The sequence below is a fragment of the Pseudomonas sp. 5Vm1k genome (assembly GCF_056161485.1).
The window spans coordinates 93,616-119,599 of sequence record NZ_JBSPCZ010000002.1 but is presented as its reverse complement, the minus strand read 5'-3'; the positions used below and the strand labels follow the sequence as shown (position 1 = coordinate 119,599).

Below are 25,984 nucleotides of genomic sequence, written 5' to 3'. Positions count from 1 at the left end.
TCCTGCGTGATTATTATTGTTACAGGGCAGTGAAATGGTGGCGCAGTACGCCGCCAACACCTGGCCGAGCCAGGCGAATAGGACGCAAATTTCTTGTATTTATGGGGCGTTTCAGTCGCTAAGGTGCGCAGCAATGGCACGCAGCATGCGCACACTGTCAGCATCGAATTGGCTGACGGCGTCGGTCAGCGATGACTGCTTGACGATCACCACACCGGATGGCTTGTCGACAAACAGGTATTGGCCGTGAATACCACCCGCCATAATCGCCTGGCTGTGGTCGTTGAAGGCGTACCACTGGCTGCGGTAGGACGCTCCGGGGGTCCAGCTGGAGAAGTCGGACTCTTTGGCGTAGATTGCTGGATCGGCACCAGCGAAGAGCCGTGCGACCGTCTCGGTCGACAGCAGTTGCAGTCCATCCTGGCGACCATCGTTGGCCAGCAGGCGACCGAAACGCGCCATGTCACGCAAAGTGGCGCTGAAACCAGCCCCGGCGACGCTGCGCCCCCACGGGTCGGCCATAAAGTAGCCGTCACGCTCACACCCCAATTGACTCCAGATTTCTTGCAGTAACTGATCGCAGGCCCTGCCTGAAGCGCGCTCCATGACCCAGGCCAAGGCTTCGGTAGTGGCGGTCACGTAATGAAAAAAGCCACCATGGGTGCCGCGTTTTTTTAGAGACGGCAGGTATTGGTACAACGACTCGAACTGGGCGTATTGCGCCGGTGCAGGCTGAAAACCGCAGGCATAGCCGTATTGCGAACTCTCCGAGTTGGGGTCGTCATAGACTTCGCTGTACTCAATGCCCACGGCCATGTCGAACAGCTGGCGTACGGTTGCATCACCAAACGCGCTGCCCACCAACTCAGGCACGTAATACGCAGCGGGCAACGTTGGGTTGAGTAAACCGTCACAGACCAGTTGCTCACCGAGAGTGCCGATCAGTGACTTGGTCACCGAGAACATGATGTGCCGGTCTCGAGGCCGCTGACCGTTGAAGTAGCGCTCGAACAGCACGGTGTCGCCCTGCATCACCAAAAAGGCATCGGTCTGACTGGCCACCAGGTGATCGATGACGCTGATTCCCAGACCACACTCACTGTCGAAGTGCAGCTCATCCAACGCTTGTGGAAATTCTTGCAACGTACTGACCGGTCCCGAACCTGCCTGCACATCAATGGAGGGACGCAGGCGCGCCAGGTTACGGAACCCCCACTGGCTGAACGGCGGGCGCATCCAATTGTTCCAGGTGACGCGGCGTTGCGGCTCCGCCGGGAAGCCCTGCATAAGCAAAGGCGCCTGGCGCGCGTTGAAAGACGATCCATTAGTCTCGATGTAAAGACTGGCCAGTGAAGGCACGGTGTTCTGACTCATCGGGTTGACCCTGAAAATGACTCTGCGTGTGAGCAGATGCAGGGAAATAATTACCCGATATTATTTTTTAGTCAATAAAACATTTTTCTCGATTAAAATTACTTTGAGCGCTCAGCGAGCGACCTACCCTCCTCTGGTGTCGCGTGTCACCGCCCGGTAAGTGCTCAACTCCTGAAAGCGGCCTCAAATCCCGCCCTCGCCAGCAAGCCATTGAGTAGCATTCGTCCAGGTTGGTCGGGCACTTCGCGCCTAAATGATTAGTGCAATCATAAATTTTTTAGAGACGGGGCCTTACCGCGGCCCAAGATGCAACTTGCTCTAAGACTTCTGCCGCGCTCAGGACAGCATCGTCGCGCCCGTGCGGCGCAGCGATTTGCATTCCGACCGGCAAGCCGTTGGAAGTGATACCGGCCGGAACGGAAATAGCAGGATATCCCGCGTGACTTACCGCCTCCGTGAACCCCTGGTTGGTTGACGCCGATGCCGAATTGAACCGCCTGCCGACGCTAGACTGACCCACCTCCAATCAGCGTAAACCCTGGACAGGCAACGGATTGTGGGGAGCCAGACTGGGTCAGTGACATCTCGGCAACTGGGTAAATTCGATGTCAGCGCCAACCGCCATCCTCAATGCACCAACGATAACCCAGCGAAAATAGGGGTTATGCACCGGGCGGTATCACTGTTAAACCGCCTGAGTCGTTGCCGTCAGCGATCCATTATGAAGTCACGCTGGCGGACCAATACTCATGCATGAGTGAGGTACCAACGCCAGTCCTGCTCCCCGACCTCAGCATTGAATTTACGGAACTCGCGCCACTTGATCGCCAGAAACACTTTTAGGAACTCAGCTCCCAACGCCTCGCGTGCCCACGTTGAACGTTCCAGTGCCTTCAACGCGGTAAGCCAGTCGGTGGGTAGAAAATCGGTCGCCTGTTCGTAGCCATTGCCTTCAATCGCCGCGCCAGGATCGGTTCGATGAGTGATGCCGTGGTGAATGCCCGCAAGTACCGCGGCGGCGGCGAGATAGGGGTTGGCATCGGCACCGCAAATGCGGTGTTCGATGTGCCGGCTTATCGCTGGGCCGCCGGGCACGCGGAACGACACAGTACGATTGTTGACTCCCCAACTTTTGGCCAGTGGCGCGTAACTGCCGGTCTGGAACCGGCGATATGAGTTGGCATGAGGGCAAAATATCGCAAGCGAGTCAAACAAGGTCGCCATCATCCCGCCAATGGAATGACGCAACAGTGGCGTGCCCTGTGGGTCTTCGCTCGCATACAGGTTGTGACCCTGCTCGTCGGCCAGACTGACGTGCAAATGCATACCGCTACCTGCCTGATCGCTGAACGGCTTGGCCATGAAGCACGCTTGCAGCCCATGTTTGTTAGCCACGCCTTTGACCAAGCGTTTGTAACGTACGCCTTCATCAATGGCCTGGAGTGCGTCAAACCGATGCTCCAACGTCAACTCGACCTGGCCTGGAGCGTACTCGGAGATGGCCGTCCGCACTGGCAGCCCCTGTAGATCGCACGCAGCGTAGAGGTCATCAAGAAACGGTTGAAGCTGCTCCAGCTCGTATACGCCATAAACCTGTGGAGCAACAGGGCGTACCCCATTGGTCTGTAACGCCGGCTGCGGTCGACCGTTGACATCGCGTTGCTTGTCCAGCAGGTAAAACTCTAATTCAACGGCCATTACCGGATGGAATCCATCGGCTTTCAGCCGCTCGATGGTGTTCACCAGTACATGACGCGGGTCGGCGGGGGCGGCGGGAATACCTTGGGTCGGGTGCATGCTGACCTGCACTTGACCGGTGGGATTGGTGCGCCAAGGCTGCAAGGTCAGGCTTCCCGGTAAAGGGTAGGTCCAGCAGTCGGCGTCAGCGACATCCCAGACCAAGCCCGTTTCGTCGACGTCTTCACCCTGCACGGTCAAGGCGAGAATGGAACTCGGGAGCGGTCGACCATTTTCGTAGATCGCCAGTAGCTCGTTGCGATGCAACAGTTTGCCCCGAGGAACGCCGCTAGCATCGATAAGGAACAACTCGATGCTCAGCACTTCAGGGTGGGCGGCCAGATAATCTTCGGCCTCTTTTTTATCAGCAAATTGCATGTCAAACCTCTTAGCGCTCATTCAAGCGAGTTGGCAGTATTTGAGAAAACCGGTGGGCGTCAAACGTCCAGTTATGAAGCGATGACCCGAGCTCCAGGTATGGCAAGAAGAGTGGTCAGCGCGCTATCCAGCTCAACGAGCAGCCTGTCGATATCCGACGAACTTGTCTGTGGACAGCAAAGGGTCATGTTGTGAAAAGGCGTGATCAGGATTCCGCGATTGATCAGATAGAGATGCAGCGCCATCTGTAGGCTGTCATGAAAAGCCGCCTCGGCTTGCGCGCCTGTTCTTGGCGGGGTAGCGCAGAATTGAAACTCACACCGCGCGCCCAACTCTGTTACCGACCAATTTAGTTGGTGCTGCTTAAACAAGTATCGAAATCCCTTCGCCAATCCTGAGGCGAAATGCAACATGTTCTCGTAGGCAGACTCTGTCATGACCTCTTCGAGATTCGCTCGCATGCAACGCATCGCCAGCGCGTTGGCGGACAGCGTCGTTCCCATACCACTATGGCCATGCCCGCCGCTCTCTTCGCTAACGGTCTTCTGCGCATCGTGCATGGCCAACGCAACTTGCTCGGTAACGCCAAAGACAGCGCAAGGCACGCCACCTGCGATGGGCTTACCCACCACAAAAAAATCGGGCTTCAAATCCCATTGGCGAGTACATCCACCGATGCCGGTAGAGATAGTGTGGGTCTCATCAATGACCAGCAGGCTGCCATATTTAATGGTCAACTCTCGACACTTTTGCATGAATCCCGGATCGGGCATGACCATGCCGATGTTCGTCATCGCAGGCTCGCACATCAGTGCACACACATCGCCCTGGGCTAAAGCAGCCTCCAGCGCGGCGACATCGTTGAAGGGGATGGATCGGCTGTATTGGGTCAAGTCGTAGGCTTGGCCCACAAGACCTGAACGGTGCACTGTTTTGCCCTCGCGGCACCGTACCATCACGTCATCCACCGTACCGTGATAACAGCCGTCGAACACCAGCAAGACATTGCGTTTGGTGATAGCTCGCGCCCAGCGCAGCACATAACGATTGGCATCAGTCGCATTGGCGGTGACTTGCCAATAAGGCAGCCCAAATCGCTGAGCCAGCAACTCTCCGCAGACCACCGCGTCTTCGCCAGGAAGCATCGTCGTTAAACCGTTATTCGCCTGCTCTGCGATGGCGCGGGCAATAGGATCCGGCGAATGGCCAAACATAGTGCCTGTGTCGCCCAGGCAAAAATCAACGTACTCATGATCGTCAACATCTGTAAAGCGTGCACCTTTGGCACGTTGGACGAAGAGCGGTGAAGGCATCGACCAATCGCTCATCCAGTGCATGGGAACACCATTGAACAAATTAGCCTTAGCACGCTTGGCCAACGCCATTGACGTTGGGTTGTTTTCTATAAAACGGGCACGCTCGGAGGCGGTAAATGCAGCAATCGCTGATTCACTAATTCCACTTTTCGACATGATCAAAATCCTGTGTTAGTTATTACATTAATTAAAACTCGCCACCACCCAGATAAAAAAATCCATCGCCACACTCACTCTCCTCTCAGATCGTGAACGAATGAAAACACCGCACCAACAACTTACGACTTGAGTGTTCGCCATCAACACTTGCAGCGTGGGTTAAACATATACCTGGGTATATTGTGGTGAGCGCAGAAAATTCTTATTTGTGATTATTGATTTATCCCGCTGAACAACTTGAGATTCAGGGGATAAACCGACGTAACTTGAAATCAGGCGTGAGGGGCTTTGTTCTCGACCAGACAGTTCCCGCCATCCACCACGATGACTTCACCCGTGATGTAGCTGGCGTCAGGCGACGCCAGAAATGCAACCGCAGCAGCCACTTCGCTGGGACTGCCCGCACGCCCTATTGGGGTGAAGCGCCCTGCCTCGGCTTCAACGGGTGAGGTTGATCCTGTTGTGATCCAGCCGGGAGCAACGCTGTTTACGGTGACCCCCTGCTTAGCAACTTCAAGTGCTAGCCCCATGCTCATGCCAACCATCGCGGCCTTAGCGGCGCTATAAGCTGCTTCGCCCGGATTGCTGCAGCGGGTGCCCGTGGTGGAGCTTATATTGACAATGCGCCCGTAATTTCGCGCTTTCATACCGGGCAGAACTGCTCGGGTTAGAAGAAAAGCTGTCGTTAAATTTCTTGCCAGTGAAAGATTCCACTCATGCAACTCCATAGCTGCCAATTCCGAGAAAAGCTCAGGGCTTCCTTGCATAGCCATTCCGGCATTATTCACCAGAATATCGACACGCCCCCATATCGACTCTGCCCATATGCTGAATTCACGCACCTGACTTTCATCGGTGAGGTCAGTTGGCCGGCCTTCAACTTCAAACCCTTCGAGGCGTAGCTCTTTAACCCGATCCGCGATGCGGTTGCTGCTGGCAGTGACGATTAACTTCGCCCCAGATGCACCTAGCCTGCGAGCGATCGCCATGCCAATCCCAGTTTCACTTCCGGCACCACTGACAAGCGCCACGTGCCCCCGCAATTCAGTGTTAAACATGGTGGTCCCCACGTACTTAATTTGTAATAAGAGTGGAAATTAGACTAATAAATCTGATAAACAAAGACGATCATTATCAGAAAATTTGACAACCATAATGGCGTTTACCAGCGAGTCCCTCAAAATTTTCCTCTCGGTCGTGGACAGCGGCTCCTTTTCCGCCGCCGCACGAAAATTAGGCCGGGTTCCCTCCGCTATCAACATGGCTGTGTCACAGCTTGAAGCAGAGTTGGATCTCATGCTTTTTGACCGATCAACCCGCAAAGCCATTCCTACAGCAGCTGCCAAAGCACTTGAGCCCCAAGCAAGACAAGTCGCAAGCCAGTTAAACCTGCTGGACGCGCATGCCCTCCAGCTCCATCAGGGGCTGGAGGGGCGCTTGACCCTTGCGATGGCGCCGGAGTTGCAAACCGGCGTATGGAATCGCCCGCTGTCAATTATCGCCAGAGAGTTTCCTACGCTTGAAATCGAGATTCGTTCCGCTTCCCATCCGGAGGCAATGCGCATGCTCCATGAAGGGCATGTGCAATTGGCACTTGGTTTTGAACGACCAGGGCTTGACGAGCGGGAGACGTTTCTTGAAGCGGGAAGCCAGTTGTTAGTAGCAGTTGCATCTCCAGATCATCCTGCGGCCGCCGGCAAGAAAAGCCCTTTAAGTGAAGAGCAACTGGTGAACATTCGACAGATCATAGTAGCTACTGGAGGACCTACAGACTCTGACCCACGTGTTGTGCTGTCGCGGCGGATTTGGCTCAGCGACAGTTATATGGCAACGCTGGATCTGGTGCAGCAAGGATTGGGCTGGGCTTATCTTCCACAACCACTGGTACAACCTCTAATTACTTCGGGCGCATTGACGGAGGTGGTGTTTGACAACATGCCGAGTCAGATGCGGTTATGGGTCGATATCATCTGGGTAAAGAACCGACCTCTGGGGCTGGGAGCGAGTCGTTACCTGAGTCTGATGCGCGAAATTGTCGAGGACGAGCCTCGTCGTGTTTGAGGAGTCAAAAATTACGGGCCATTCTTAGTGGCCGCCAACTGCTCTGGCGTGACGCGCCCCATCGCGAAGATCAAGCGCAACTCATCGTTGGCGAGAAGATCTCCAAGCGCCTCGGTCCAACCGGTGCGCAGGAACTGCCCATCGAACCGATCAGGCACCAGACTGACCTTCATGCGCGGCTGCTCGTAGCTGCGCTTAAGGTGGCTGACAAACTGTGCCAGATCCTTGGGTAGATAAGGGGACCAGACGGCCAGGTGATGGCAAGCACGCTCGCCCAGCAATTGCGCCAGAAACGGTTGCCTCTGAAAACTGTGACAGAACTGCACGGATGACTCAGCGCTGGCGAACGAGCTACTGCGCCTGTTCTCCAAGGGGCACGGTGTACCCACATTGTTAAACAGAGCCTGGAAGAACACTTTGACGGATTGATAAAGCGAAAACGCGTCGATCGGCTGGAAGTGGAATACCTCCTGATTGCGCGCCCACCCGCTGAGCGTGAGGTTGGCACTGCCCGCGCCGAGCACACGCCCCTGGTCACCTTCCAGGTAGATCACCTTTGCATGCAACAGGCTGTCTGCGTCAACGCCTGGGTAGCTCCACTCCGTTTTTTGCGCAGTACAGACACCGTGCACCTGGAGCGCCGTGCGCTTGTTCTGGTCGGCACCGATGAAACGTCGATCACAAAAGACCCTCAGATCGATTTCCTGCTCAGTCAGGGCCAACTGAAGCGCCTCGTACTCTATGCGCGTGCGGGGAATCTCGGCGCCCAGCACAGTTGGCAACACATAGGTTTCGATAAATTCGATATCGATGTTGAAACTGGTGAGCCATACCCTGCGCAACTGGCCGCAGGCCTTCACTTGCTCGGCGAATGCTGAATGCAGTTTCATGCCAGGCCTCCCCGATAACCGGTCACCAGATTGTTGAATTGGTGGATGTAGTAGGTGTTCACCCAGCGATACATGGGCGTATTTTGCGCCTCTGGCAACGCCTTGGTGCGTGCATTGAGCTTGACCTTTTCGGCCTGCTCGATTTGCACCCAGGGCAACTGGCCACGCTCGCGCATCACCGCCGCGTGGTAGCCCATCAGGTCGCGGAGCTGGTCGCTGAAGCGCTCTTGACGCGCCAAGCGCATGAGCCGCTCCAGCCGCCGGCGGCCGGTGTGCGAAGGAATGTCGAGCAGTTCTGGATGCGCGTCGATACGCGCGGCGGCAGCCGGCAAGGTACCGGCGTCGCGCCCCAGCCCCCGCCAGTGCGCCTCGATTTCGTCGAGGCTCTGGTGCCGGCCATGGCAGGCCAGCGTAAACAGCAGATCGGCCTGCGCAAGCAGTGGTTCAACCTGCTGCACGTGCACAAGCTTTCGCCGCTCGGGCGCTTCGCTGCAGTTTTTTTCGGCCACGGAGAACAACTGCTGGATCGGCATGTCGCTGCCTGGATAGTTTTGTGCCTGATCATCCAGTACCTGCAGCAGAGCGCCCGCAGCGCCAGTGTCGAGGCCGGTCAAGGCCAACCAGAAATCGCGCGTGTCAGCGCCTACTTGCGCCGAGTTTGGCAATGCCCTTCGGTAGGCCTCAATGAGGCTGTCAGGTACTTGCTTGAGCGCACTGCCGCCACCTGCCTTGAAGCCCCGGAAAAGCCCCTGCAAATGCATGCGTGCTTCTTGGAACAACACGCTGAACGGCGCGTGAGTTTGAATCATCGCCTTAACTTTCAACCACAACTGCGCTGCTTCTTGACTGTAATGGTAGTTATAGCGGTCGTTGAAGAAGCCTATTTGCATGAACGGCGTCTTGTAGCGCCCACTCACACCCAAGCCTAACTGACGTACCAACAGGTGCCCGGCTGTTTTATGGGTGAAGCGCAGAAACGGGTTGCTGTCGACCTCAAGGCGCGCACGGGCTTTGCTGGCACCCAGCACGCCTTGACTGTCAACGCCCGAGTCGGACGCCGCAGTCACCACGGCATACGTGAAAATGTTTTCCAGATAGACCAGGCAAGCCTGGCGCAGCGCCAGGCCATGGCGCCCACCAGACTGCTCGTCCAACGCTTTGCTCAGGCTGGTATCAACATCGTCCAACAAGTCCTTGATAACGGCATGATGCAACAGATTGAGCGTGTAGTTCCGTACATCGTTCGAAACCGAGTTGACCCGGTTGCGAAAAATCTGCTGGCCAAAGGCAGACCAGATGATCAGCACGCCCAACGGATCGATCTGGCTGTCGCCACTGAGGTCTTCATCATATTCAGTCAGGTATTGGCTTAACCGCATGGGATTACTCAAAACGAAGGATATCGACAGCACGACCAGGCAGCACAGGCTTTGCTGTACCAGTGGCACTACATAGGTTACGCGCTGGGACTATCAAGAATCCCGCAGCTCTTACTACAAGGTGGGGTCGAAGTCATCGGTGCGGTAGTTGGCCATTTGCAGCAAATCAAGGCCTGCCTTCTGGCAGCGCTGCCAACCTTCATACAGATTATCGAACAGTTTAAGCGCCAGGTCGGCATGACGTTTCTTCGCTACTACTTCGTCGGGCCAGGACCCGAGCTCATCGAAGAAATCGTCGAAGCCCGGTTGGTCTTCCATGATTTCCCGCGACTCGGTCACCCAGCCGTAGACATTCCGACATTCCTGCCGGAGTTCATCGGCATAAGATCGGAAAGAGTCCTCGTCGCAATCCTCGAACTCATGGCGCAAGAACCCAGGCACATTGGCCAACGACGTGTAGCGCCGGGCGCCACGGTCCTGGCGAACGAGCGCTTCGAAATACTCGAGCTCAGTGAACTTGTCGCCGTGCGGCAGCCAGCCTGCCAGCTGGTTGGCCTCATAGGTACTGCTCACCTGCTCTTCGAGAAGGTCCAGGTATTTGGCAATTTTGGTGCCGGCAAAAATGTTCCTCTGCACCTGCAGTTGACGCTCGAAGTCATCCACTTTGTTCTGGTAGAGGGCTGCCGACTCGTCAGCGTGCGCCACGGCCCGCGCATACCGCTCGCTCAACTGGGTCATGCGTTTTTCTTCTTGCACCGGGTCTGCAGCTACGAAAGGCTGGGCAAACTGCGCAAGCCCGGTCACGACACCAAACGACGCATCGCCCAGGACGATCCGCGACCGGTCGAAGTACTTGCGCACGCAGTCCTGCACATAAGGCGCCCTGGACATACCTCCGGTCATGAAGATGACAGGGTTGGCCTCTGGGAGGTCGTTACGCACCTGTTCGAGCAGTTGCCCAAGTTTGTCCAGGAGACCCTGCGCGCTTGTGGTCAGCGCAACGTCTTCAACATGCACCGCCAAACCCTGTTCAATGAAGTCGAGCGAGAGACCAGCAGTACGGTCGTCACTCAATTCGATCTTGAGCTGTTCGACATCCCGGTTAAGCCTGACGGTCGCGCCCTTTTCACCCAGAATTTCCAGGCGTGTCTTGAAGGGCTCGACCACCCGCTTGATGCAATACTTGAGAAACGCCTGCTGGCGGCTCAAATCGGCAACCTTTGCGGCACTGCGGTAGGCATACAACGGCAACCCATGCTCATTCCCGTGGCCGAACAAAGGCATAGCCACGCGCATGGACAGTTCGACATCCACGTCCGTCCCACCAAACCCTTTGCCCCAGACACGATGGATAACTGGCTTGGCAGCATTGCCACCGACTGTTGCGTAAGCGACATCGGTAGTACCGCCACCCATATCGATGATGAGCGCCTCGTGTGCGGCAGGCTCGCCGACGTGATAAGCCAAGGCAGCAGCGCAGGGTTCCTCGAGAAACTCAACCTGGGTAAAGCCTGCGTCCCTGGCTGCTTGCTCCAGCAGACGCTGCGGGGCCTGGTGATCGACGCTAGCCCCCGAGCCCCGAAACTCGACAGGTCGCCCGAGTACCACCGATCGAACTTCAGTACCCAGCTGCTGTTCGGCGGCGCGGCGGATATGCGCCAGGATTTGCGCCACCACACTGGTCACAATGTCCAGATAAGGCTGCTCCAGCTTGAAGCCCAGCATGGATTTGGGCGACTGGAATATTCTGCCAAGTTCGCTGTTGTACAGCGCATCGATGGCATCCTCACCGAACACACCTGTCGCCTGCCTGACGTGCAGACCTTCCTGGGCGATGCTTTCGCGTTGCTGATCGCGCCAGCGCCGGCGGATAGCATTGAACTCTGCCTGGCGCATCTCTTCGTCGGCGAAACGTCGAGGCTTGATCAGTGTCGAACGCCGCGCTTCTTTCTCCTGGGGCGAATATGGGTCGCCCTCGCGCGCCATTTTGCGCTCCTCGCTGACCACCGCTGCAAGACGCATCTCATATTCGGACAGCTGTTGTGAATAGCGGCTTTTACGGGCCCTGATCGCGTTGTCGATCTCGCGTTCGTACTCGACAGTGAGGCTGAACAGCGATTCATCTACGTGCCGATCCGGGAAAAACACCGCGGTGCGAAACTGCTGATCCTGGCCAAACGTGATGTACTGAACCTTGCCATTTATACAAACCGCAGCGCTGGAAAAGCTCGTACCGAAATCAACACCGATTTTCACGCTCTACTCCTGTAATCCGACGCTCGCTCGCGCTGCCCTGGGTGTGGCCATGCTGGAGCCAGGACTTTTCTCACAAAGAGAGAGTGATGTCAAAACGCCTTGGGCGCCAGGAGAGTCAAATCTTGCCCCCTTAAATTTGCCCCTGCTGTCCAAGCCCTGCATGGCAGCATCGACTGCTTGAACCGTGACTTTTAGGTTGGCCAGCCAAGCTTTTTCAGGGCACCTTGCACATCCTTGGCACTTAATTCCAAGTAGCGTTAGCCAGCTACTAGCTGATCTACCTACGTGTCTCTTTGGCAGGCCATTATAGGCGCGCCTGAATCCAGTCCCATGTTCCTTTATCCAGCCAACCGTAGTATTCATCTCGGTTCATTTTGGTCACAACCAGACGGTCGTTACTATCAATTTTAGTCGATAAATCATCGGAGACTTGCTTTGCAGTGCCTGCCGATCTTACCCACCTGACAGAATCAAGACCTATGTCTCTAATACTCTCATAGCGATCCAGGTGCTGAACAAACAAACGTCGAGCCTCACTATAATTCGGCCCCTCTTTGTTAAGATTCCACGTCACCATAAATACAGACATTATCGTACTCCCCGTTTTACCATCATAAGAACAAGGAAAAAATCAAAAGCCATGATTGCTAAACACACCACCACAACTACGTTTTCATCACAGAAGGCTCAGTATCGCTAGACTGCATGAACGGGCTTTGTGCTTCGCCAGTTTTTACCTGGCAACCATCCAACGTAAGAGAGAAACAGTGACGGTGCTCACTCTGCACTTGACTGGAGAAGAGCGTCCAATATTCCGTCGAGGTTTCTGCTTCCATGTGAAAATTAATAGAGGCGATCTTATAATTTTCCTTCAGCCTGCTCATACCCTCTCGCAGCCTGCCATATTCCTGCTCTCTACTCTTCTCTTGGCTTTTCGCTCCAAAATAATGGATAAGGCCATGTTCAAGCAGAAGGCCTTCCTCTTGTTTCTGCACCTCATCAATTATCGAGTTACCTAACATAAAATGAAGCGCATACGGGCTCTCCTTGGTAACGGAAAGGGCCTTGAAAAGATTATAATAAACAAATATGTCTTTTTCGGCGGTGGAGATGCCATACAGTGAGTCACTATAGCCGCGGTGATCTCGTTTCAATGGGCGGCGCGCAGGATCATCTGTGGAACCGACGTATAAGACCTCTGTGTCGATTCCAAGATTTATGCTATGCATCATCAAAAACTCATGCACAGTGAACCCTGTTGCATAGGGCTGACCAGGGCCCCAAAGCCCGATGAAACGACCTTCATCAAAAATGACTGGAAGCTGAACACCTATCAGCTCGGGCAAAGCTGGAAGTCTGACTTTCTTGGGCTTTCTTTTCGAACCTACCTCTAGGTGAATAATTACTTCTTTCTTAGTCCAGCTATACTCAGGGGCCTTTTTGGTACTAAACCGCACTTTATCTCTAGACGTGATGAAGTAGACAAAGCGCTTGTCATTACATTCCTCGACTTCTTTTCGGTAGGCACGTAGCTGGTCTGAAATGCGTTTCTGGTAGTCGACACCTGCGGGTGGATTCACTAGCAGATCAAACCAAAAAACTGTGTAGTCTGTCAGCTCAACATGCCAGTCCTTTTCAGCATTTTTGTAAACTGGATTATCTTTAATAAAACTCAAGTAGCCACGAGATCCCATTTCCCTTCCTTACACTCGTTGGAGGAGGCACGCTCCACTCTCCCCGCCAGAGCAAAGTTAAGCTGTTACAGTTAATAAAACCAGGATAAACAAGATTACGAAGGAGATTTATTCCATAATTTTTTACGGATCAGAGAAAACAATTCTGCCTGGTAAATAGCGTCATGCAAGGCATCGTGGTCGCCGGCACTCGCAGGATTAACCACCTTTGCGATTTCGCTAGATCGCGTCATTTTCCATGCGCAGTCTGATGCACCAAAATACATCGACTTGATGTCCAGCGCGGCTATACCGAATGGATTTTCACCGAGAAATTGGTGAAAGTAATAATTCACGAAACCCCAGTCAAAGGATGCATTAAATCCCACGAACACTACGGTTTCGCTATCGGAAGCCAATGTGTCGATCCAGGTCTTGAAGCGAGACATTGCCTCTTTCGGCTCCAGACCTTCTGCACGAAGCTTCTCTAGCGAGAGACCTGTAACCTCCATTGCCTCCGGGACGAAGTCATCGGAAATGGGCTTGATATAGCAGGAAAACTGAGCGTCGACGTCTGAGACGACGCATGCCCCTATAGAAAGCATGCTGTATTTGCCAGGAATTGGGCCTGAAGCCTCAACGTCGACCGACACGAATATCTCTTTACCTGCCTTCATACATGCTCGCTTGCATTGGAATGTTCACGCGTAGGTATCACCGCTACCATGGACAGCATGCGTCAGTTGTCTTCCATGACGGGAGACGGACGCATCGATAAAAGGGACTCAGTCAGATCCTTGAAGCTCAAGGCTCGATCTGGAAAAGCCTTAGCCATTGCTGATGGGTATAACCGAGTGCGAATATCGGAGTATGTCCAGGCGGGTTGATTTTCCCGCTCTCCCGTCGCAGCAGCCAACTCATCAAGTTGTTTATCCGAAAGCCCCATCCCCGCCAGATCCATGCTGAAGAGCGCTTTTCTCTCAGCAACGTCAGGCCGAGTGAACTCCTCAACGATGGCAGCACGTCGGCGTAGAGCAGCGTCAAGCACCGACAACCGATTAGTGCAGAGAATCACCACAACACGACCACCGTATTTCCGTAGGTCATCGACACCTTGAATTAGCGTGTTCACTGCGACTTTGTCTTCGTGGTGACTCTGACTTTGAGACCTGGAAGCAGCGATCGAATCCCCCTCGTCGATGATCAAGATTGCACGGCGGTTCTTGCCCGCGGCCTCTACCACTTCTGCCCAGGCTTGAGTCAACAGCGTTCCCATTTCACCGACCTTGCCGGAACCGCGCACCCGATTGCTCAGTTTGAACAATACGGAGTCTTCAGTGCGCGACTCACGGACGATTCGGTTCGCAATGCACTCTGCTGTTGCTGTCTTGCCTGTCCCCACGTCACCGTGAAAGATCACAAGTGGATATTGGTCAGCTATCAGATTGCAGATGGGCAATACGCTTTTGTGATGAGTATTGCTCCACTCCTGCAATTGGCCTTGGTTGAGCAACAGGCGAAGCTGGTTGTGGATACGCTCATAGCGACTATCAAATCCAAGCAGCACGCCCTCACGCTCGGTTAGTTGCCGCTGCGGCAAGTCGATTGCAGCATCGAATACGCTGTTCTTAGTCATCAGGTGTAGTCCTTGCGTTGCATGCCGTAGCCATTGCTGGAGTATTCACGCCCACCGCTCTGTGTCAGCCGCGAGTGACTGATATCGTCGTTGCTCGTCGTCCAGGAGATCTTCATTCTCCCGGCCAATTTTTCTTGTGCTTGTTGATCGTAAGTGCTGTGGTGAGACAGTACGATTCGCAGATGGGGCCCAGCAACTTTCGGCCAGCGGGCATCGCCAGGACGATCGTTAGCTAGCGTCCCCGACTCATTGACGTAAAAACGAGTTGCCTTCTGTTCGACCCCGTGACTGAGGAGCGTGAGATCGACGTAATTTAGATAGCCGTTCTTGGCCAGCAGTTCGATGTCATTCCCCCATTCGCGAGCACGCTCTTCAGTGACAGCGCCACTGCTGGAAGCGATCATTACTAGGTCAGCGGTGATACGCCGAACCACCGCTTCGACATCCGTGGTGGTGAATGTTGTAGTCTGAGTGGAGCTCTGGGTCATGCTGCATCCTCCACCTTAAACGATCGACCGAACAACTCTTTCCAGATTTCGAAATCCCCTTCGACGGACGCAAAATTCGCTGTTTCCCAAGACGCATCAGCGATCCGAACAATTTCTTCGCGTTCAGCGTCAGTAATCCGGCTGGCCACGTTATTCGTGTCACATACGGGATCAAGAATCACGACTGGGTCGGTAAACTCGGAGATTGTTCGGTTCTCGGGAAATTTGATGACGTCCTGGAGGCCCGACTCGACGATGTAGAGGAGAAAATCTCGAAAGCGCTTTTCCAGAGAACCCTCTTTCCCGTTCACCTCCAGCACGTGAGCCATGATGAGCTCAATGTGAAAGGACTTAAGTGGGCACTCGGCCTTCGTACGCCAGCGCTTGGCCAAGCGCACAAGGGTGCGGAAGTCAGGGTCTTGATCCTTGCGATCCTTCACGAATTTCACCTGGCACGGGGCGCAAGTCTCGGTCTTCGAGCCATCAACACGGTCAAACTGCCAGCCGTAACCCTCCTTGTTCGGGTTTTCAATGACTGGAACTATGTCGACGTCCAGCCCGGTACCAACGAACGTAACGGTCGCGGCCTTGCGCTGGATCTCAAAGTCCTCAACGGCTTTGTTCGGATACAGCTTGATCAGCGCCTCATAGATTTTTTGGCTCAGGCTTGAGAACGTTTCCTCATCTACCTTTTCGCCGCTGATGTAAAACACCACATCCACATCGATGGCGTCCTCGGAGGTCTTCCGAAGGATGGTGTGCTTAGCGAACGAGCCGGCCTTCACCACGCGCTTAATGGAGATCTTGTCCTGTTTCTTTAGGCTGTCGCGCAACGCGGCGATGAGCCGATCGACCTGGGCGTTATAGGTTTCACGCTTATCCTTCGGCAAGCGCAACACGTTACTGTCGTAATACCTGACCTGCGTATTGGTAAGTGGCATCGGCCGCTCCCTCCTAGAAATGGTTGAGATAGTTGCAACAGCCTTCCTACCAACAGCTACACCACATGCCGACGGATGGATTGGCGGAACGACGCCTGCTTCATGCACGCACCATTCAAACGGCTCGCTGTCAGTCGCCACTTCCCTACAAACACCGAAGCGGTGGCTGGCAGGGAGAAATTGCACCTAACAGGTTGCTAGCGTATGATTACTATACGCATAGTTTTTAGATGCGGTCTAGTTTTTATACGCTATCGAGGTTCGACATGACAAACGATTCCAATCCCACGGACGAACAACCCACTAAGGGTCGGCAAGGAGCGCGTTGGGGCCAGGAGCGTCGCTTGGAATTCATCGACTATCGGTTGCGGTGGGATGGGCAAATCAATCGAAGCAATCTCACTGACTTCTTCGGCATCTCCGTGCCACAAGCTTCGCTGGATATAACCGAGTACACGAAACTGGCCTCCAACAACATGGAGTACGACACGCGAGCGCGTGTTTACCGAGCGACGGAGGCATTCCAGCCGGTTTTCCAGTCCAGTGCTGTTGAGCGCTACCTCGAAGATCTGTTGCGCGTGGCTGTTCAACCAGATGTGCCTTACGGGAGCTTTTTGGGGTGGCGATCCCCCGTCGCAGGCGTTCCCAAGCTGGGACGTCGTCTGAACGCCGAGATCGTCGGTGAGATTCTGCGAGCCATTCGTGAGAATGGTTCAGTGGAGGTCACGTATCAGTCCATGACTGATCCCGAAGGCAGCGAACGCAAGCTGACCCCTCATGCGTTAGTGCATGACGGAAATCGCTGGCATGCACGAGCGTACTGCCATAAACGTAATGACTTCCGAGATTTCTCGCTGACACGTATTAAGCGTGCCCAATATGCAGGCCCGGATCATGAGCGGGCATCGATGGATACAGCTTGGAACAAAATGGTCGACGTTGTTCTCACGGCTCATCCCAAGCTCAGCCCTGCTAAGCGTCGGCTGATCGAAAGTGACTATTCAATGGAAAAGGGAGAAATGCATCTGGAGTGCCGCCAAGCATTGCTGCTCTACCTGCTTTTTCAGCTCAACCTCACGGAGGATCAAGCTGTACAACGTCCCGAAGTCATTCAACTGGCACTCAAAAATAGGGATGAGATTTATGCCCTGCTACACCCATAACGATTAGAAGCCAGCCAACACTCACCACATCAGCTACTGGAATTGTCACGATGGCAAATCTTGAAAATGAATTCATTCTGATTGCAGGCAGCATCTCCAAGAAGACAGAGAAGGCCTCGATCGACCTCGCGCATGACTTCACTCGCGCGGTTACTAAGAGCGTCCTGGCTGCACAGGGTGGCTTGGTCGTCTACCTGGCAGGCTGCCCCACCAATGAAGGTGGTGATGCGCTGACCTTCGATTGGACGGTGGCCTACGAGGCGGAAAAGCTGTTGGCTGGCTACACCCCCGCCCGCCAGTTGAAAATCGTGACCTCTAAGTTGGCGATGCAGGAAAAAATGACTCCAGAGCAGCGAATGCTCATCCGCCGGCTCTCGGCTGAAAATTTCGCGGAGATCATCTACCTCGAAGACGACGTGATCACCGGCGGAAACATTGGTGATGAACAAGTGGAAGTTGCCACGGCGATGATTGCGCTGGGTGGCGGTAAAGGTGTTTCAGACCGAGCCAGCAAGATGCGCAAACGAAAGCTGCCCGTGCTGCCATTTGATTTGAACCTTGGTGGGTTCAGCGAGGACGGCCAAGGAGCGCTCGGCCTTCACGCAAACTTCTTCAAGGAGCCCCTAACGTTGTTTCCGTTCACGGGCGACCAGGTGAAAGGCCGACTGGACAGCATGTCTCTGCAGGAGCCGCTCCACAGCCTGGACAAGCTGGCAGATCTTTCCGCTGGAATGTTCCAAGATGAGATCGTGGCCAGGGAAGCGGCACGCTTTCCAGACCTTCTGGTCATCACGGCCATCGCTATTGAGCTGGCAGCTGCAAAGAAAATGTTCGGTGTTGGCGAAGATGTTCCAACGCGCTTCACCGCACATGGCGTCCACTATTGGCCCGTGACGATTCAACGACCTGACGGCCCACTTTCTTGCGTCATCGCTTCTCTCGGCAATGCTGGCAACGTCAATGCAACCGCCATCACAACGCTCCTGCTATCGGAGCTGAAACCCAAAAAAGTTCTGATGATGGGGATCGCAGCGGGCCGGCGTAAAAAACTGAGCCTCGGTGAAGTCATCTTGTCCGAACGCGTCGTGTACTACGAAGGGGCAGCGGCGCTTGCCGGTGGTGAGCTTGCAGCGCGACCGGAAATGTCTCGACCAGGGCTCTCTACCCAGCAAGATCTCAATGCTTACTTCGCAACCGCGTCCTTGCCCAATCGCCTGCAAGATCATGCGAACAAGCTTGGCTTCACGATGCCGGTAGCGTCCATAGCGGGTGAGGTTGCTGCCCAGCTAAAAGTATCCCCTGCAACCATTGCTTCCGGCGAACTGCTAATTCGAGACCCGAAGCTTTTCGAGAGTTTCCAAGGCATTCACGACAAAGCTGTGGTAGCTGAAATGGAGGCCTACGGGGTGTTCGACGCCTGCGACAAGCAGAACGTGCCTGTGATAGTCGTTCGCGGCATCAGCGATTACGGTGACAAGACCAAGGACAACACTTTCCACAAGGTGGCTTCCGAGGCGGCTGCCATCGTGACCCTGGATTACGCAACCCACGGATGGAGCCGCAGACCGGCTCTCTGAGCCATCGTCTCTTGTTAAGTTGAGCGCCCTTCGGCCAGGGGCGCTTTTACCATAAAGAGCAACCTGCTCCGGCGCAAGGGCCGGACTATGCAAGGAGACGTGAACTTGACTGATGACGTCCGATCCGAAGACCAGCCACTTCCGCCCTGCTCCATCCCTGCATCATGCCAAATATCATTTCGGGGCATACCTGAAGGCGTTGAGTGGCAGGAAAAATTCATCGCCATTGTTCGAAAGGTGGTTGAAGCGTCTGGTCGATACATGAACCTGTCCAATTTGGACGGCATCACGGTTGGATTCGACTACGACGACGCGCTTGCCTCTGTCGAGCTGGGTTACGACTCAACGATTGCGAAGCAGTACACCAACCAGGATGGACTTGTGGGTGTTGGTAAGGCCCTCAGGGTTCGCCGGGATGGCGAGTTCAAAATGCACGTTGTGCTGAAAGGAAGCGTTTTGCTCGATCTTGTTGAGCATGGACTCGAGACCGATGAGTTCTGGGCTGCAGCCAATTTCGTTGCCCACGAACTTGGCCACGTGCAGACAGCAGGCTGGTTTGAAGCACACTCCCCGGGAATCATGCTGGAACCGCATCAAGGAGACTGGGCAACAATCACACTGCCGGAAACAGCCCTCATCATCTGGGAGGAATACGCAGCCTGCCGGCTTAGCGCGCTGGTCAGTCAGGGAACGCTTGTGACCGACAGTTACGTTCAGGGCCTAGAAACGTCTCTTGACGGTGCTGTAGACCGAGCACGTGCCTCGATCAAAGAGTTTAGGACTCACGGCGACGTTGCTCGACTGTTGGTAGAAACCGGACGCGAGACTGCGATGCCACTCAAGATGGCGGCCTATCTCATGGGCCATCTTGACGGTATCGACGAGGCTGTCGACTTCGAGGAACGCTGCGAAATGACCAGCGATCTGACGCAGCACTTCGACGCGCTGTTAGGAGCACTGCGCGATGCTTGGGAATCAAGAGTTTCTTGGAATGGCCTTGCCAGCATTGACCCAATTGTAGAGATCATTGTGGATGCACTTCGGACGGTGGGAATCGAGGTTACCTTGACTGAGGTGCCGCCAGGCTCACGTGTAGACGTCCCGTATCGAGCGGAGACGCTGCCCAGCGGTGAGGCGGATATGGCGATCATCCGAATGAGGCAAGCGCTCGGACTCGAACCGTGAATCCCGATCGAGTTTCACAAGCCGTGTGGTGTAGCGGCTCGTGAAGCTCTTGCTATCCCTCCCCTTTAAACCCGCAGCAATCCCGGCTCGCCGCCCATGTAATTGGCTTTTGGCGGTCGTTCTTGGGAACACTCATGATGGGTTTACTTGACCGAATCTAGGACTTGGCTTCCCCAGACAACAGGTCGGAGGCCAGGACTCAGTCCGCCATCATCATTTTCGGTAAAAAATGAATGACGGATAGGTGTATGCGTCTGCGTGCTCATTGTCCCGACCTTCCCACAACCATTCCCCCACAAACGCCTGTGGGCCCGCGACGATAAGGGCATTTTCAGGATTTTTCACAACTTCGCCCACCGGGCGCATTCCTCCCAGCATAAAGCCTATTAGGTTAGCGTCCGGCGTGTTCTCCACAAACAGCTTCCCTTCTTCTGTCAGGTAGCCCCGAAGGGTGCCTAGTCCTGTGTTTACAACCAACGGTTCCCACTTCACGTCTATGCAAGTCTCCTGATTGTGATTTTCTGTGAATTGATGCGTAAGGGTCTCGCAGAGACCCCTTCAAAATTTAGAGACTAGGGACGATGGTGTCTACCAGGTACGTTGGCACCTTTCCTTCAACGATAGGAACACCAATCGTCCAGGCTAGTAAGCTCCGAGATCATCCGGTACTCGTTAGGCGCAAGCCTGACCTTGTAGACCGGGATGTCGATTTCACTGCAGATCCTTAAGATCTCAAGCGCATGAGAATCCGAGATTCTAGTCCCAAGATGAACGGCCTTCAGGGGCGCAGCAACATTGAAGCCTTTGCCCTCACTATCGTTGTCTGGAACCACTAAACGCCACTCTTGCTCGTACTGCCAATCGACAGCTTTGCACAACGAGGCGGCAATTCCATAAAGCTCGTTGTAGTTTTTTTCCCGGCGTTGGGCTCTGAGAATGTGCGTGACGTCGAACAGTTGATTTGTGTATGCGACGGGCCATAACGTGAGGGTCGGAAGCCGATTCCGATGAAGCCCTGTGAAGTCGTATTCCATGGCAAAGCCAGTGTGGTTGTAGCCATAGTGGCTCCACATCAACACCGAATCCACACGCTCGCTCAGGCTGCAGATTTTGTAGCTGCTTTTGAGCTGGTCAATTAGCCATGGGAGCTGCCCGGCCTGGTGATTTGGCGCTAAGACTCCGACCTCATGGAGCCAGTGAGCAACGTTCATGATTTGGGGCTCTTGAGCCGAAGCCAGTGCTACTACAGCTGCGATGGGATCCTCGGATTCAAGCGCAGTGGCGACTTGATCATCGCTAAAGCGAAGTTCATCGAGTTTTTCCCAAGCAGCGAGCTTCCGGTAGTCAACCCAGAATGCCGTGTCGTAGGGATCGTTGAATCCATTGGCTACGCTCAGATATAGGGTTTTCTCAGCCAGGTTCTTCAGCGCGAACTCGCCGCAGGCTCTGATTTTGAACAGTCGATTGGGCGTGTTCAGGTGCTTGTCGTGAATTAGCTTCGGGATGTCCATGTCACCAATCGTGGCCGAAGAAAAATTCTCGATCAGATCTTTTACCCAATCCCTATCCACACGAACTCCTTTGTCTACGCGGCTTGCTGAGGCACGAGACGTTATCACATCTGGGTTACGCTCACTTATCCCACCGGTATAGTGAGCAGGCCGTTTTGTAGCCTTGGGAATCAGGGGGGCCCAGCTCATCGCAAGCGCGTAGCCGCCACTCCCCCTCATAGTGGGTGGACACACTGAAGGCCAGCAAGTGCAGCATTAGTAGCTTTCATAAATCGCCATTCGCAGTCGCTCTGCACACTCGACGCGATTGGGGGCAAAAATGGGGGCACAACGCACTTTTTTTGTTGTGAAACTACCGTCCTAGAGCCCAGTCAAAATGTTTTTTGGGGATCCGGACAGTCTCTGAGGAGGCTTGCGCAATCCCCCTGAAATGAGAGACCTTCAACCAAGTGTTGTCGGTTCAACTGAATGCCGCCTACCGATTGATCAGAGTCCTACGCCATGGCGGTTACCTGAGCACCACTGTCTGAAATCAACATCCCCTCACAGACGCGCCTCCATGGGAAGCAGGTGCGTCTCAAGATCTGCCGCCTCTCCCACCCTACGGCTCACTAGCTGGCAATACCGGCAAAGAAGCAGTCATCCGAGCGTGGCAAACCTCGAGTATTTCATCGGCAAGAGGCGAGTCATCCGGACAGGCACGCGACAACATGACCGCGCCAACAGCATGAGCAAGTATGTCGATCATCTTCGCCCTCGCCTCGCCCGGTGCAGCACCTTCGACCGTCGGATACTTTTCTCCCAGTGCGTTCAGTGTGCTCTCTATGCCATCGGCAAATGCTCTCCTCAACTCGTCCGACTGACGCGCCGCGTCTCCACATAGGGCCGCCATGGTGCAACCATCGCCACGCCCGTCCCGGTGATCCCTCGAAAAATACAAATCGATAAACCCCTGTACATCGAGCGGTTCGGCACTGGACAGCGATCGGGCGAGACTGTTGGCCGAAGCTTCAGCCATCAACTCAGCCTTCGAGCCGAAATGTTTGTAGAAACCTCCATGGGTGAATCCGGCAGCCGCCATTAGATCCACCAAACCTACGCCGTCAAACCCTCGTTCACGAAACAACACAGAGGCCGTCTCGACGATGTGCTCGCGATTTGCCTGCGCCTGGGCTTTGGTCACTCTCACCTGCAATACCTCGGGTTCGCTCAAGAATCGTTCACCCATAGTACATAGATGTTGAGTGCAATCAAATTCGTTGACAGTTTAGATTATGATCACCATCATACCGGCAAGCCAAATCCATTTTCAGCGACGGCCGCGGAAGAAACTTCACATGACCGATAAGAATCTGTTCACACCCTACACGCTTGGCTCCCTTTCGCTATCGAATCGAATCGTCCTCGCGCCGCTGACGCGCAACCGCGCAGGCGACGGCTTCGTACCAAGCGAATTCGCTGCGACCTATTACAGTCAGCGCGCGTCCGCAGGCCTGCTAATTTCCGAAGCCTCACAGATCTCTCGACAGGGCCAGGGCTATCAGGACACTCCGGGGATTTACACACAGGCGCAGATAGATGGCTGGCGCAATGTGACCGATGCTGTGCACGCAAAAGGCGGGAAAATTTTCCTGCAGCTGTGGCATGTCGGCCGCGTATCTCATGTTGACCTGCAAGAGAATGGCGCTGCTCCGGTAGCCCCCTCTGCACTGCGTCCGGCGACCAAAGTGTTCGTCAACAACAGCTTTGAGGACGTTTCCGCGCCGCGCGCGCTGGACATCAGCGAGTTGCCAGGGATCGTCAACGATTTCCGTCAAGCAGCCGCGAACGCTATTGCAGCAGGTTTCGATGGCGTGGAGATTCACGGTGCGAACGGCTATTTGCTGGATCAATTCATTAAGGATGGGGCTAACGAACGCACCGATTCCTACGGAGGCACAATCGAAAATCGTGCGCGCTTATTGCTGGAAGTGACGGCCGCGGTCGTCGCCGAGATTGGTGCGGATCGCACGGGTATTCGTCTCTCGCCCGTGTCGCCAGCCAACGGCGTTTCGAGCAGCGATCCGCAGGCGCAGTTCGATTACATCGTCGACCAACTTGATGACCTTGGCATTGTTTATCTGCACGTGGTCGAAGGCGCCACTGGCGGGCCACGTAATGTGGCGCCGTTCAATTTTAGCGCCTTGCGCCAACGCTTCAAAAATACCTACATCGCCAACAACGGCTATGACTTGGAGCTGGCGACTTCGCGAATCGACGAAGACAAGGCCGACTTGATCGCCTTCGGTCGTCCCTTCATTGGCAATCCCGATCTGGTGGAGCGACTGAAGACCGGTGCGCCGTTATCCGCCTTCAATCCAGCCACTCTTTATGGCGGTGGCGCGACGGGTTACATCGACTACCCGACGATTGCCGAATCGAGCGCAGCTGCGAACCGAGCATAACTCGACTAATCCGCTGATTTTTTGCGTATCAACCCAATCGATACCCTTTTAAAAGAGATGACCCCATGAACGCACGCCCTACCGTTCTCATCACTGGCGCCTCCACAGGCATAGGCGCAGTTTACGCCGAGCGCTTCGCCCAACGCGGACACGATCTGGTCCTGGTTGCCCGGGACCAGGTGCGCCTGGAAACACTTGCAGCGAAGTTGCGCAGCGAACACAGCATCGCTATTGATGTGCTTCAGGCAGACCTGACCCAACTCAGCGACCTGACGACCGTCGAAGCGCGACTGCGTGATGACGCCAGGATTGGCATCCTCGTCAATAATGCCGGAGCTGCGCAGTCCGGCAACTTCATTGACCAGAGCACCGACAGTATCGCGAACCTGGTCGCTCTAAACACCACGGCGCTGGTGCGGCTCGCCAGCGCCATCGCGCCACGCCTGGCCAAAGCAGGCGACGGCGCGATTATCAACATCGGCTCGGTGGTGGGTCTGGCTCCGGAATTCGGCATGTCGGTCTATGGGGCAACCAAGGCGTTCGTGCTGTTTCTTTCCCAGGGACTGAGCCTGGAACTTTCGCCTCTGGGCGTCTATGTACAAGCCGTGCTGCCTGCCGCTACCCGCACGGAAATCTGGGACCGCGCCGGCATCGACATCAACACTTTGAACGAAGTCATGGAAGCGGGCGATCTAGTCGATGCCGCGCTGATCGGCTTCGATCGCCGCGAGCCAGTGACCATCCCGCCGCTGCATGAAGGCGAGCGCTGGGATGTCCTGCAAACGGCACGTCAGGGTCTGATCTCGCAGATCAGGCAGTCCGCTGTTGCGCAACGTTATCAAACCCAGTCGTGATGTTTCTGTAATCGGCGCCAGCCCGCTTGATGCAGGAACCAAAGTACCTGCACCGAGCGCTCGCAATTTGTACGGAGTCACCATGCCCCTCTTGGACACACGCCCACACGCAGGACCACAGGTGCCATTCGCCATGGCCGCGAACCAATCGATCATGGTTGGCGACACAACGTTTGCCTACCGGGATATGGGCCCCATGACTGAAGTACCGCTCGTTCTGTTCAACCACTGGGGGGCGGTGCTGGACAACTTCGATCCTCGAATTATTGATGGGCTGGCAAAGACGCGGCGTGTCATTGCCTCTGACTACCGAGGCATTGGCGGATCGAGCGGATCGGCCCCACTGACCGTCGGCGAAATGGCTGACGATGCAATCATTCTGATCCGTACATTAGGTTTTGAGAAGGTCGACCTATTAGGTTTTTCACTTGGTGGATTCGTCACTCAGGATATCGCCCTGAAGGCTCCCGAGTTGGTACGCAGGTTAATTCTCACAGGTACTGGACCTGCCGGTGGCACCGGCATCGAAAACGTCGGCTCGGTAACGTGGCCGTTGATGATCAAGGGCTTTGTGCAATTGCGAGATCCCAAGTTCTACCTGTTCTTCACCCAGACGAAAAACGGACGCCAAGCCGCGTCGGACTTTTTGAAACGCCTGAAGGAACGCAAAAAGGATCGCGTCAAAGGCCCGACGCCGAGTGCGTTCATGCGGCAACTGAAAGCCATCAAAACATGGGGCAAACAGGCGCCCCAGGACCTCGGTGGCTTGCGGATCCCGACACTGGTCGCCAATGGCGATAACGACATCATGGTACCCAGCGTGAACTCGATCGCGCTGGCGAACCGAATTCCGAACGCACAATTGATCATTTATGAAGACGCAGGACATGGCGCCATTTTCCAGCACCATGCTGATTTTGTGACAAAAGCGTTGGAGTTCCTCGACGGCTAACAGCGTCGAG

The 25,984-nt window shown here is 54.9% G+C and carries 24 protein-coding genes; 7 read left to right on the top strand and 17 right to left on the bottom strand.

Annotated features, from left to right (window positions below; genetic code table 11):
- Positions 1 to 111 precede the first annotated feature (111 nt).
- The 5 genes from ACWIKB_RS04360 to ACWIKB_RS04340 form a co-directional block, all read right to left on the bottom strand.
- Complete coding sequence (locus tag ACWIKB_RS04360) at positions 112 to 1,374, bottom strand: serine hydrolase domain-containing protein (protein ID WP_475265488.1); 1,263 nt, start codon at positions 1,372 to 1,374, stop codon at positions 112 to 114.
- A gap of 277 nt (positions 1,375 to 1,651) precedes the next feature.
- Positions 1,652 to 1,894: an amidase family protein gene (locus ACWIKB_RS04355; protein WP_475265859.1), complete on the bottom strand. Its 243-nt coding sequence runs from the start codon at positions 1,892 to 1,894 to the stop codon at positions 1,652 to 1,654.
- 227 nt (positions 1,895 to 2,121) lie between these two features.
- Complete coding sequence (locus ACWIKB_RS04350; RefSeq protein WP_475265487.1) at positions 2,122 to 3,489, bottom strand: glutamine synthetase family protein; 1,368 nt, start codon at positions 3,487 to 3,489, stop codon at positions 2,122 to 2,124.
- A gap of 71 nt (positions 3,490 to 3,560) precedes the next feature.
- Positions 3,561 to 4,961 carry an aspartate aminotransferase family protein gene (locus tag ACWIKB_RS04345; protein WP_475265486.1) on the bottom strand — a complete coding sequence of 467 codons (1,401 nt, stop codon included), beginning with the start codon at positions 4,959 to 4,961 and terminating at the stop codon, positions 3,561 to 3,563.
- A 275-nt stretch (positions 4,962 to 5,236) separates the two neighbouring features.
- The gene (locus ACWIKB_RS04340) at positions 5,237 to 6,022 is read right to left on the bottom strand and encodes an SDR family NAD(P)-dependent oxidoreductase (protein WP_475265485.1); all 786 of its coding nucleotides are present in this window, start codon (positions 6,020 to 6,022) and stop codon (positions 5,237 to 5,239) included.
- A gap of 97 nt (positions 6,023 to 6,119) precedes the next feature.
- Between ACWIKB_RS04340 and ACWIKB_RS04335 the strand changes: the two genes are divergently transcribed.
- Positions 6,120 to 7,025 carry a LysR family transcriptional regulator gene (locus ACWIKB_RS04335; protein ID WP_475265484.1) on the top strand — a complete coding sequence of 302 codons (906 nt, stop codon included), beginning with the start codon at positions 6,120 to 6,122 and terminating at the stop codon, positions 7,023 to 7,025.
- Between the two features lie 11 nt (positions 7,026 to 7,036).
- Here ACWIKB_RS04335 and ACWIKB_RS04330 read toward each other — a convergent pair whose 3' ends face one another.
- The 9 genes from ACWIKB_RS04330 to ACWIKB_RS04290 all read right to left on the bottom strand — a co-directional run bounded on the left by ACWIKB_RS04330 (position 7,037) and on the right by ACWIKB_RS04290 (position 16,288).
- On the bottom strand, positions 7,037 to 7,915 hold the full coding sequence (locus ACWIKB_RS04330) for a phospholipase D-like domain-containing protein (RefSeq protein ID WP_475265483.1): 879 nt from the start codon (positions 7,913 to 7,915) through the stop codon (positions 7,037 to 7,039).
- On the bottom strand, positions 7,912 to 9,222 hold the full coding sequence (locus ACWIKB_RS04325; RefSeq protein WP_475265858.1) for a hypothetical protein: 1,311 nt from the start codon (positions 9,220 to 9,222) through the stop codon (positions 7,912 to 7,914). The genes ACWIKB_RS04330 and ACWIKB_RS04325 overlap by 4 nt, the downstream gene beginning before the upstream one ends.
- A gap of 186 nt (positions 9,223 to 9,408) precedes the next feature.
- Positions 9,409 to 11,550 (bottom strand): Hsp70 family protein, encoded by a 2,142-nt coding sequence (locus tag ACWIKB_RS04320; RefSeq protein WP_475265482.1) that lies wholly within the window; start codon positions 11,548 to 11,550, stop codon positions 9,409 to 9,411.
- Positions 11,551 to 11,854: 304 nt separating this feature from the next.
- Positions 11,855 to 12,139: a hypothetical protein gene (locus tag ACWIKB_RS04315; protein ID WP_191948569.1), complete on the bottom strand. Its 285-nt coding sequence runs from the start codon at positions 12,137 to 12,139 to the stop codon at positions 11,855 to 11,857.
- A gap of 76 nt (positions 12,140 to 12,215) precedes the next feature.
- Positions 12,216 to 13,244, bottom strand: coding sequence for a hypothetical protein (locus ACWIKB_RS04310; RefSeq protein ID WP_475265481.1), 1,029 nt, complete (start codon positions 13,242 to 13,244; stop codon positions 12,216 to 12,218).
- Positions 13,245 to 13,339: 95 nt separating this feature from the next.
- On the bottom strand, positions 13,340 to 13,900 hold the full coding sequence (locus ACWIKB_RS04305; protein WP_475265480.1) for a 3'-5' exonuclease: 561 nt from the start codon (positions 13,898 to 13,900) through the stop codon (positions 13,340 to 13,342).
- A 62-nt stretch (positions 13,901 to 13,962) separates the two neighbouring features.
- Positions 13,963 to 14,859 (bottom strand): ATP-binding protein, encoded by an 897-nt coding sequence (locus ACWIKB_RS04300; protein WP_475265479.1) that lies wholly within the window; start codon positions 14,857 to 14,859, stop codon positions 13,963 to 13,965.
- Complete coding sequence (locus ACWIKB_RS04295) at positions 14,859 to 15,347, bottom strand: HORMA-1 domain-containing protein (protein ID WP_081360873.1); 489 nt, start codon at positions 15,345 to 15,347, stop codon at positions 14,859 to 14,861. The genes ACWIKB_RS04300 and ACWIKB_RS04295 overlap by 1 nt, the downstream gene beginning before the upstream one ends.
- On the bottom strand, positions 15,344 to 16,288 hold the full coding sequence (locus tag ACWIKB_RS04290) for a CBASS oligonucleotide cyclase (RefSeq protein WP_475265478.1): 945 nt from the start codon (positions 16,286 to 16,288) through the stop codon (positions 15,344 to 15,346). The genes ACWIKB_RS04295 and ACWIKB_RS04290 overlap by 4 nt, the downstream gene beginning before the upstream one ends.
- A gap of 344 nt (positions 16,289 to 16,632) precedes the next feature.
- Between ACWIKB_RS04290 and ACWIKB_RS04285 the strand changes: the two genes are divergently transcribed.
- The 3 genes from ACWIKB_RS04285 to ACWIKB_RS04275 all read left to right on the top strand — a co-directional run bounded on the left by ACWIKB_RS04285 (position 16,633) and on the right by ACWIKB_RS04275 (position 20,213).
- Positions 16,633 to 17,451 (top strand): helix-turn-helix transcriptional regulator, encoded by an 819-nt coding sequence (locus ACWIKB_RS04285; RefSeq protein ID WP_475265477.1) that lies wholly within the window; start codon positions 16,633 to 16,635, stop codon positions 17,449 to 17,451.
- Positions 17,452 to 17,501: 50 nt separating this feature from the next.
- Positions 17,502 to 19,028, top strand: a complete 1,527-nt coding sequence (locus ACWIKB_RS04280; RefSeq protein WP_475265476.1) for a phosphorylase family protein — start codon at positions 17,502 to 17,504, stop codon at positions 19,026 to 19,028.
- 105 nt (positions 19,029 to 19,133) lie between these two features.
- Positions 19,134 to 20,213 (top strand): hypothetical protein, encoded by a 1,080-nt coding sequence (locus ACWIKB_RS04275; protein ID WP_475265475.1) that lies wholly within the window; start codon positions 19,134 to 19,136, stop codon positions 20,211 to 20,213.
- 213 nt (positions 20,214 to 20,426) lie between these two features.
- Here the strand turns inward: ACWIKB_RS04275 and ACWIKB_RS04270 are convergent, their stop codons facing one another.
- From ACWIKB_RS04270 to ACWIKB_RS04260, 3 genes are all read right to left on the bottom strand, one after another.
- The gene (locus ACWIKB_RS04270; RefSeq protein ID WP_475265474.1) at positions 20,427 to 20,705 is read right to left on the bottom strand and encodes a hypothetical protein; all 279 of its coding nucleotides are present in this window, start codon (positions 20,703 to 20,705) and stop codon (positions 20,427 to 20,429) included.
- Between the two features lie 122 nt (positions 20,706 to 20,827).
- Positions 20,828 to 21,784 (bottom strand): DUF2971 domain-containing protein, encoded by a 957-nt coding sequence (locus tag ACWIKB_RS04265; protein ID WP_475265473.1) that lies wholly within the window; start codon positions 21,782 to 21,784, stop codon positions 20,828 to 20,830.
- 541 nt (positions 21,785 to 22,325) lie between these two features.
- Positions 22,326 to 22,913, bottom strand: a complete 588-nt coding sequence (locus tag ACWIKB_RS04260) for a TetR/AcrR family transcriptional regulator (protein ID WP_475265857.1) — start codon at positions 22,911 to 22,913, stop codon at positions 22,326 to 22,328.
- A gap of 148 nt (positions 22,914 to 23,061) precedes the next feature.
- Between ACWIKB_RS04260 and ACWIKB_RS04255 the strand changes: the two genes are divergently transcribed.
- From ACWIKB_RS04255 to ACWIKB_RS04245, 3 genes are all read left to right on the top strand, one after another.
- Positions 23,062 to 24,168 (top strand): alkene reductase, encoded by a 1,107-nt coding sequence (locus ACWIKB_RS04255; RefSeq protein ID WP_475265472.1) that lies wholly within the window; start codon positions 23,062 to 23,064, stop codon positions 24,166 to 24,168.
- Positions 24,169 to 24,233: 65 nt separating this feature from the next.
- On the top strand, positions 24,234 to 25,022 hold the full coding sequence (locus tag ACWIKB_RS04250) for an SDR family NAD(P)-dependent oxidoreductase (protein ID WP_475265471.1): 789 nt from the start codon (positions 24,234 to 24,236) through the stop codon (positions 25,020 to 25,022).
- A gap of 82 nt (positions 25,023 to 25,104) precedes the next feature.
- Positions 25,105 to 25,974 carry an alpha/beta fold hydrolase gene (locus ACWIKB_RS04245; RefSeq protein ID WP_475265856.1) on the top strand — a complete coding sequence of 290 codons (870 nt, stop codon included), beginning with the start codon at positions 25,105 to 25,107 and terminating at the stop codon, positions 25,972 to 25,974.
- The last annotated feature ends 10 nt before the right edge of the window (positions 25,975 to 25,984 follow it).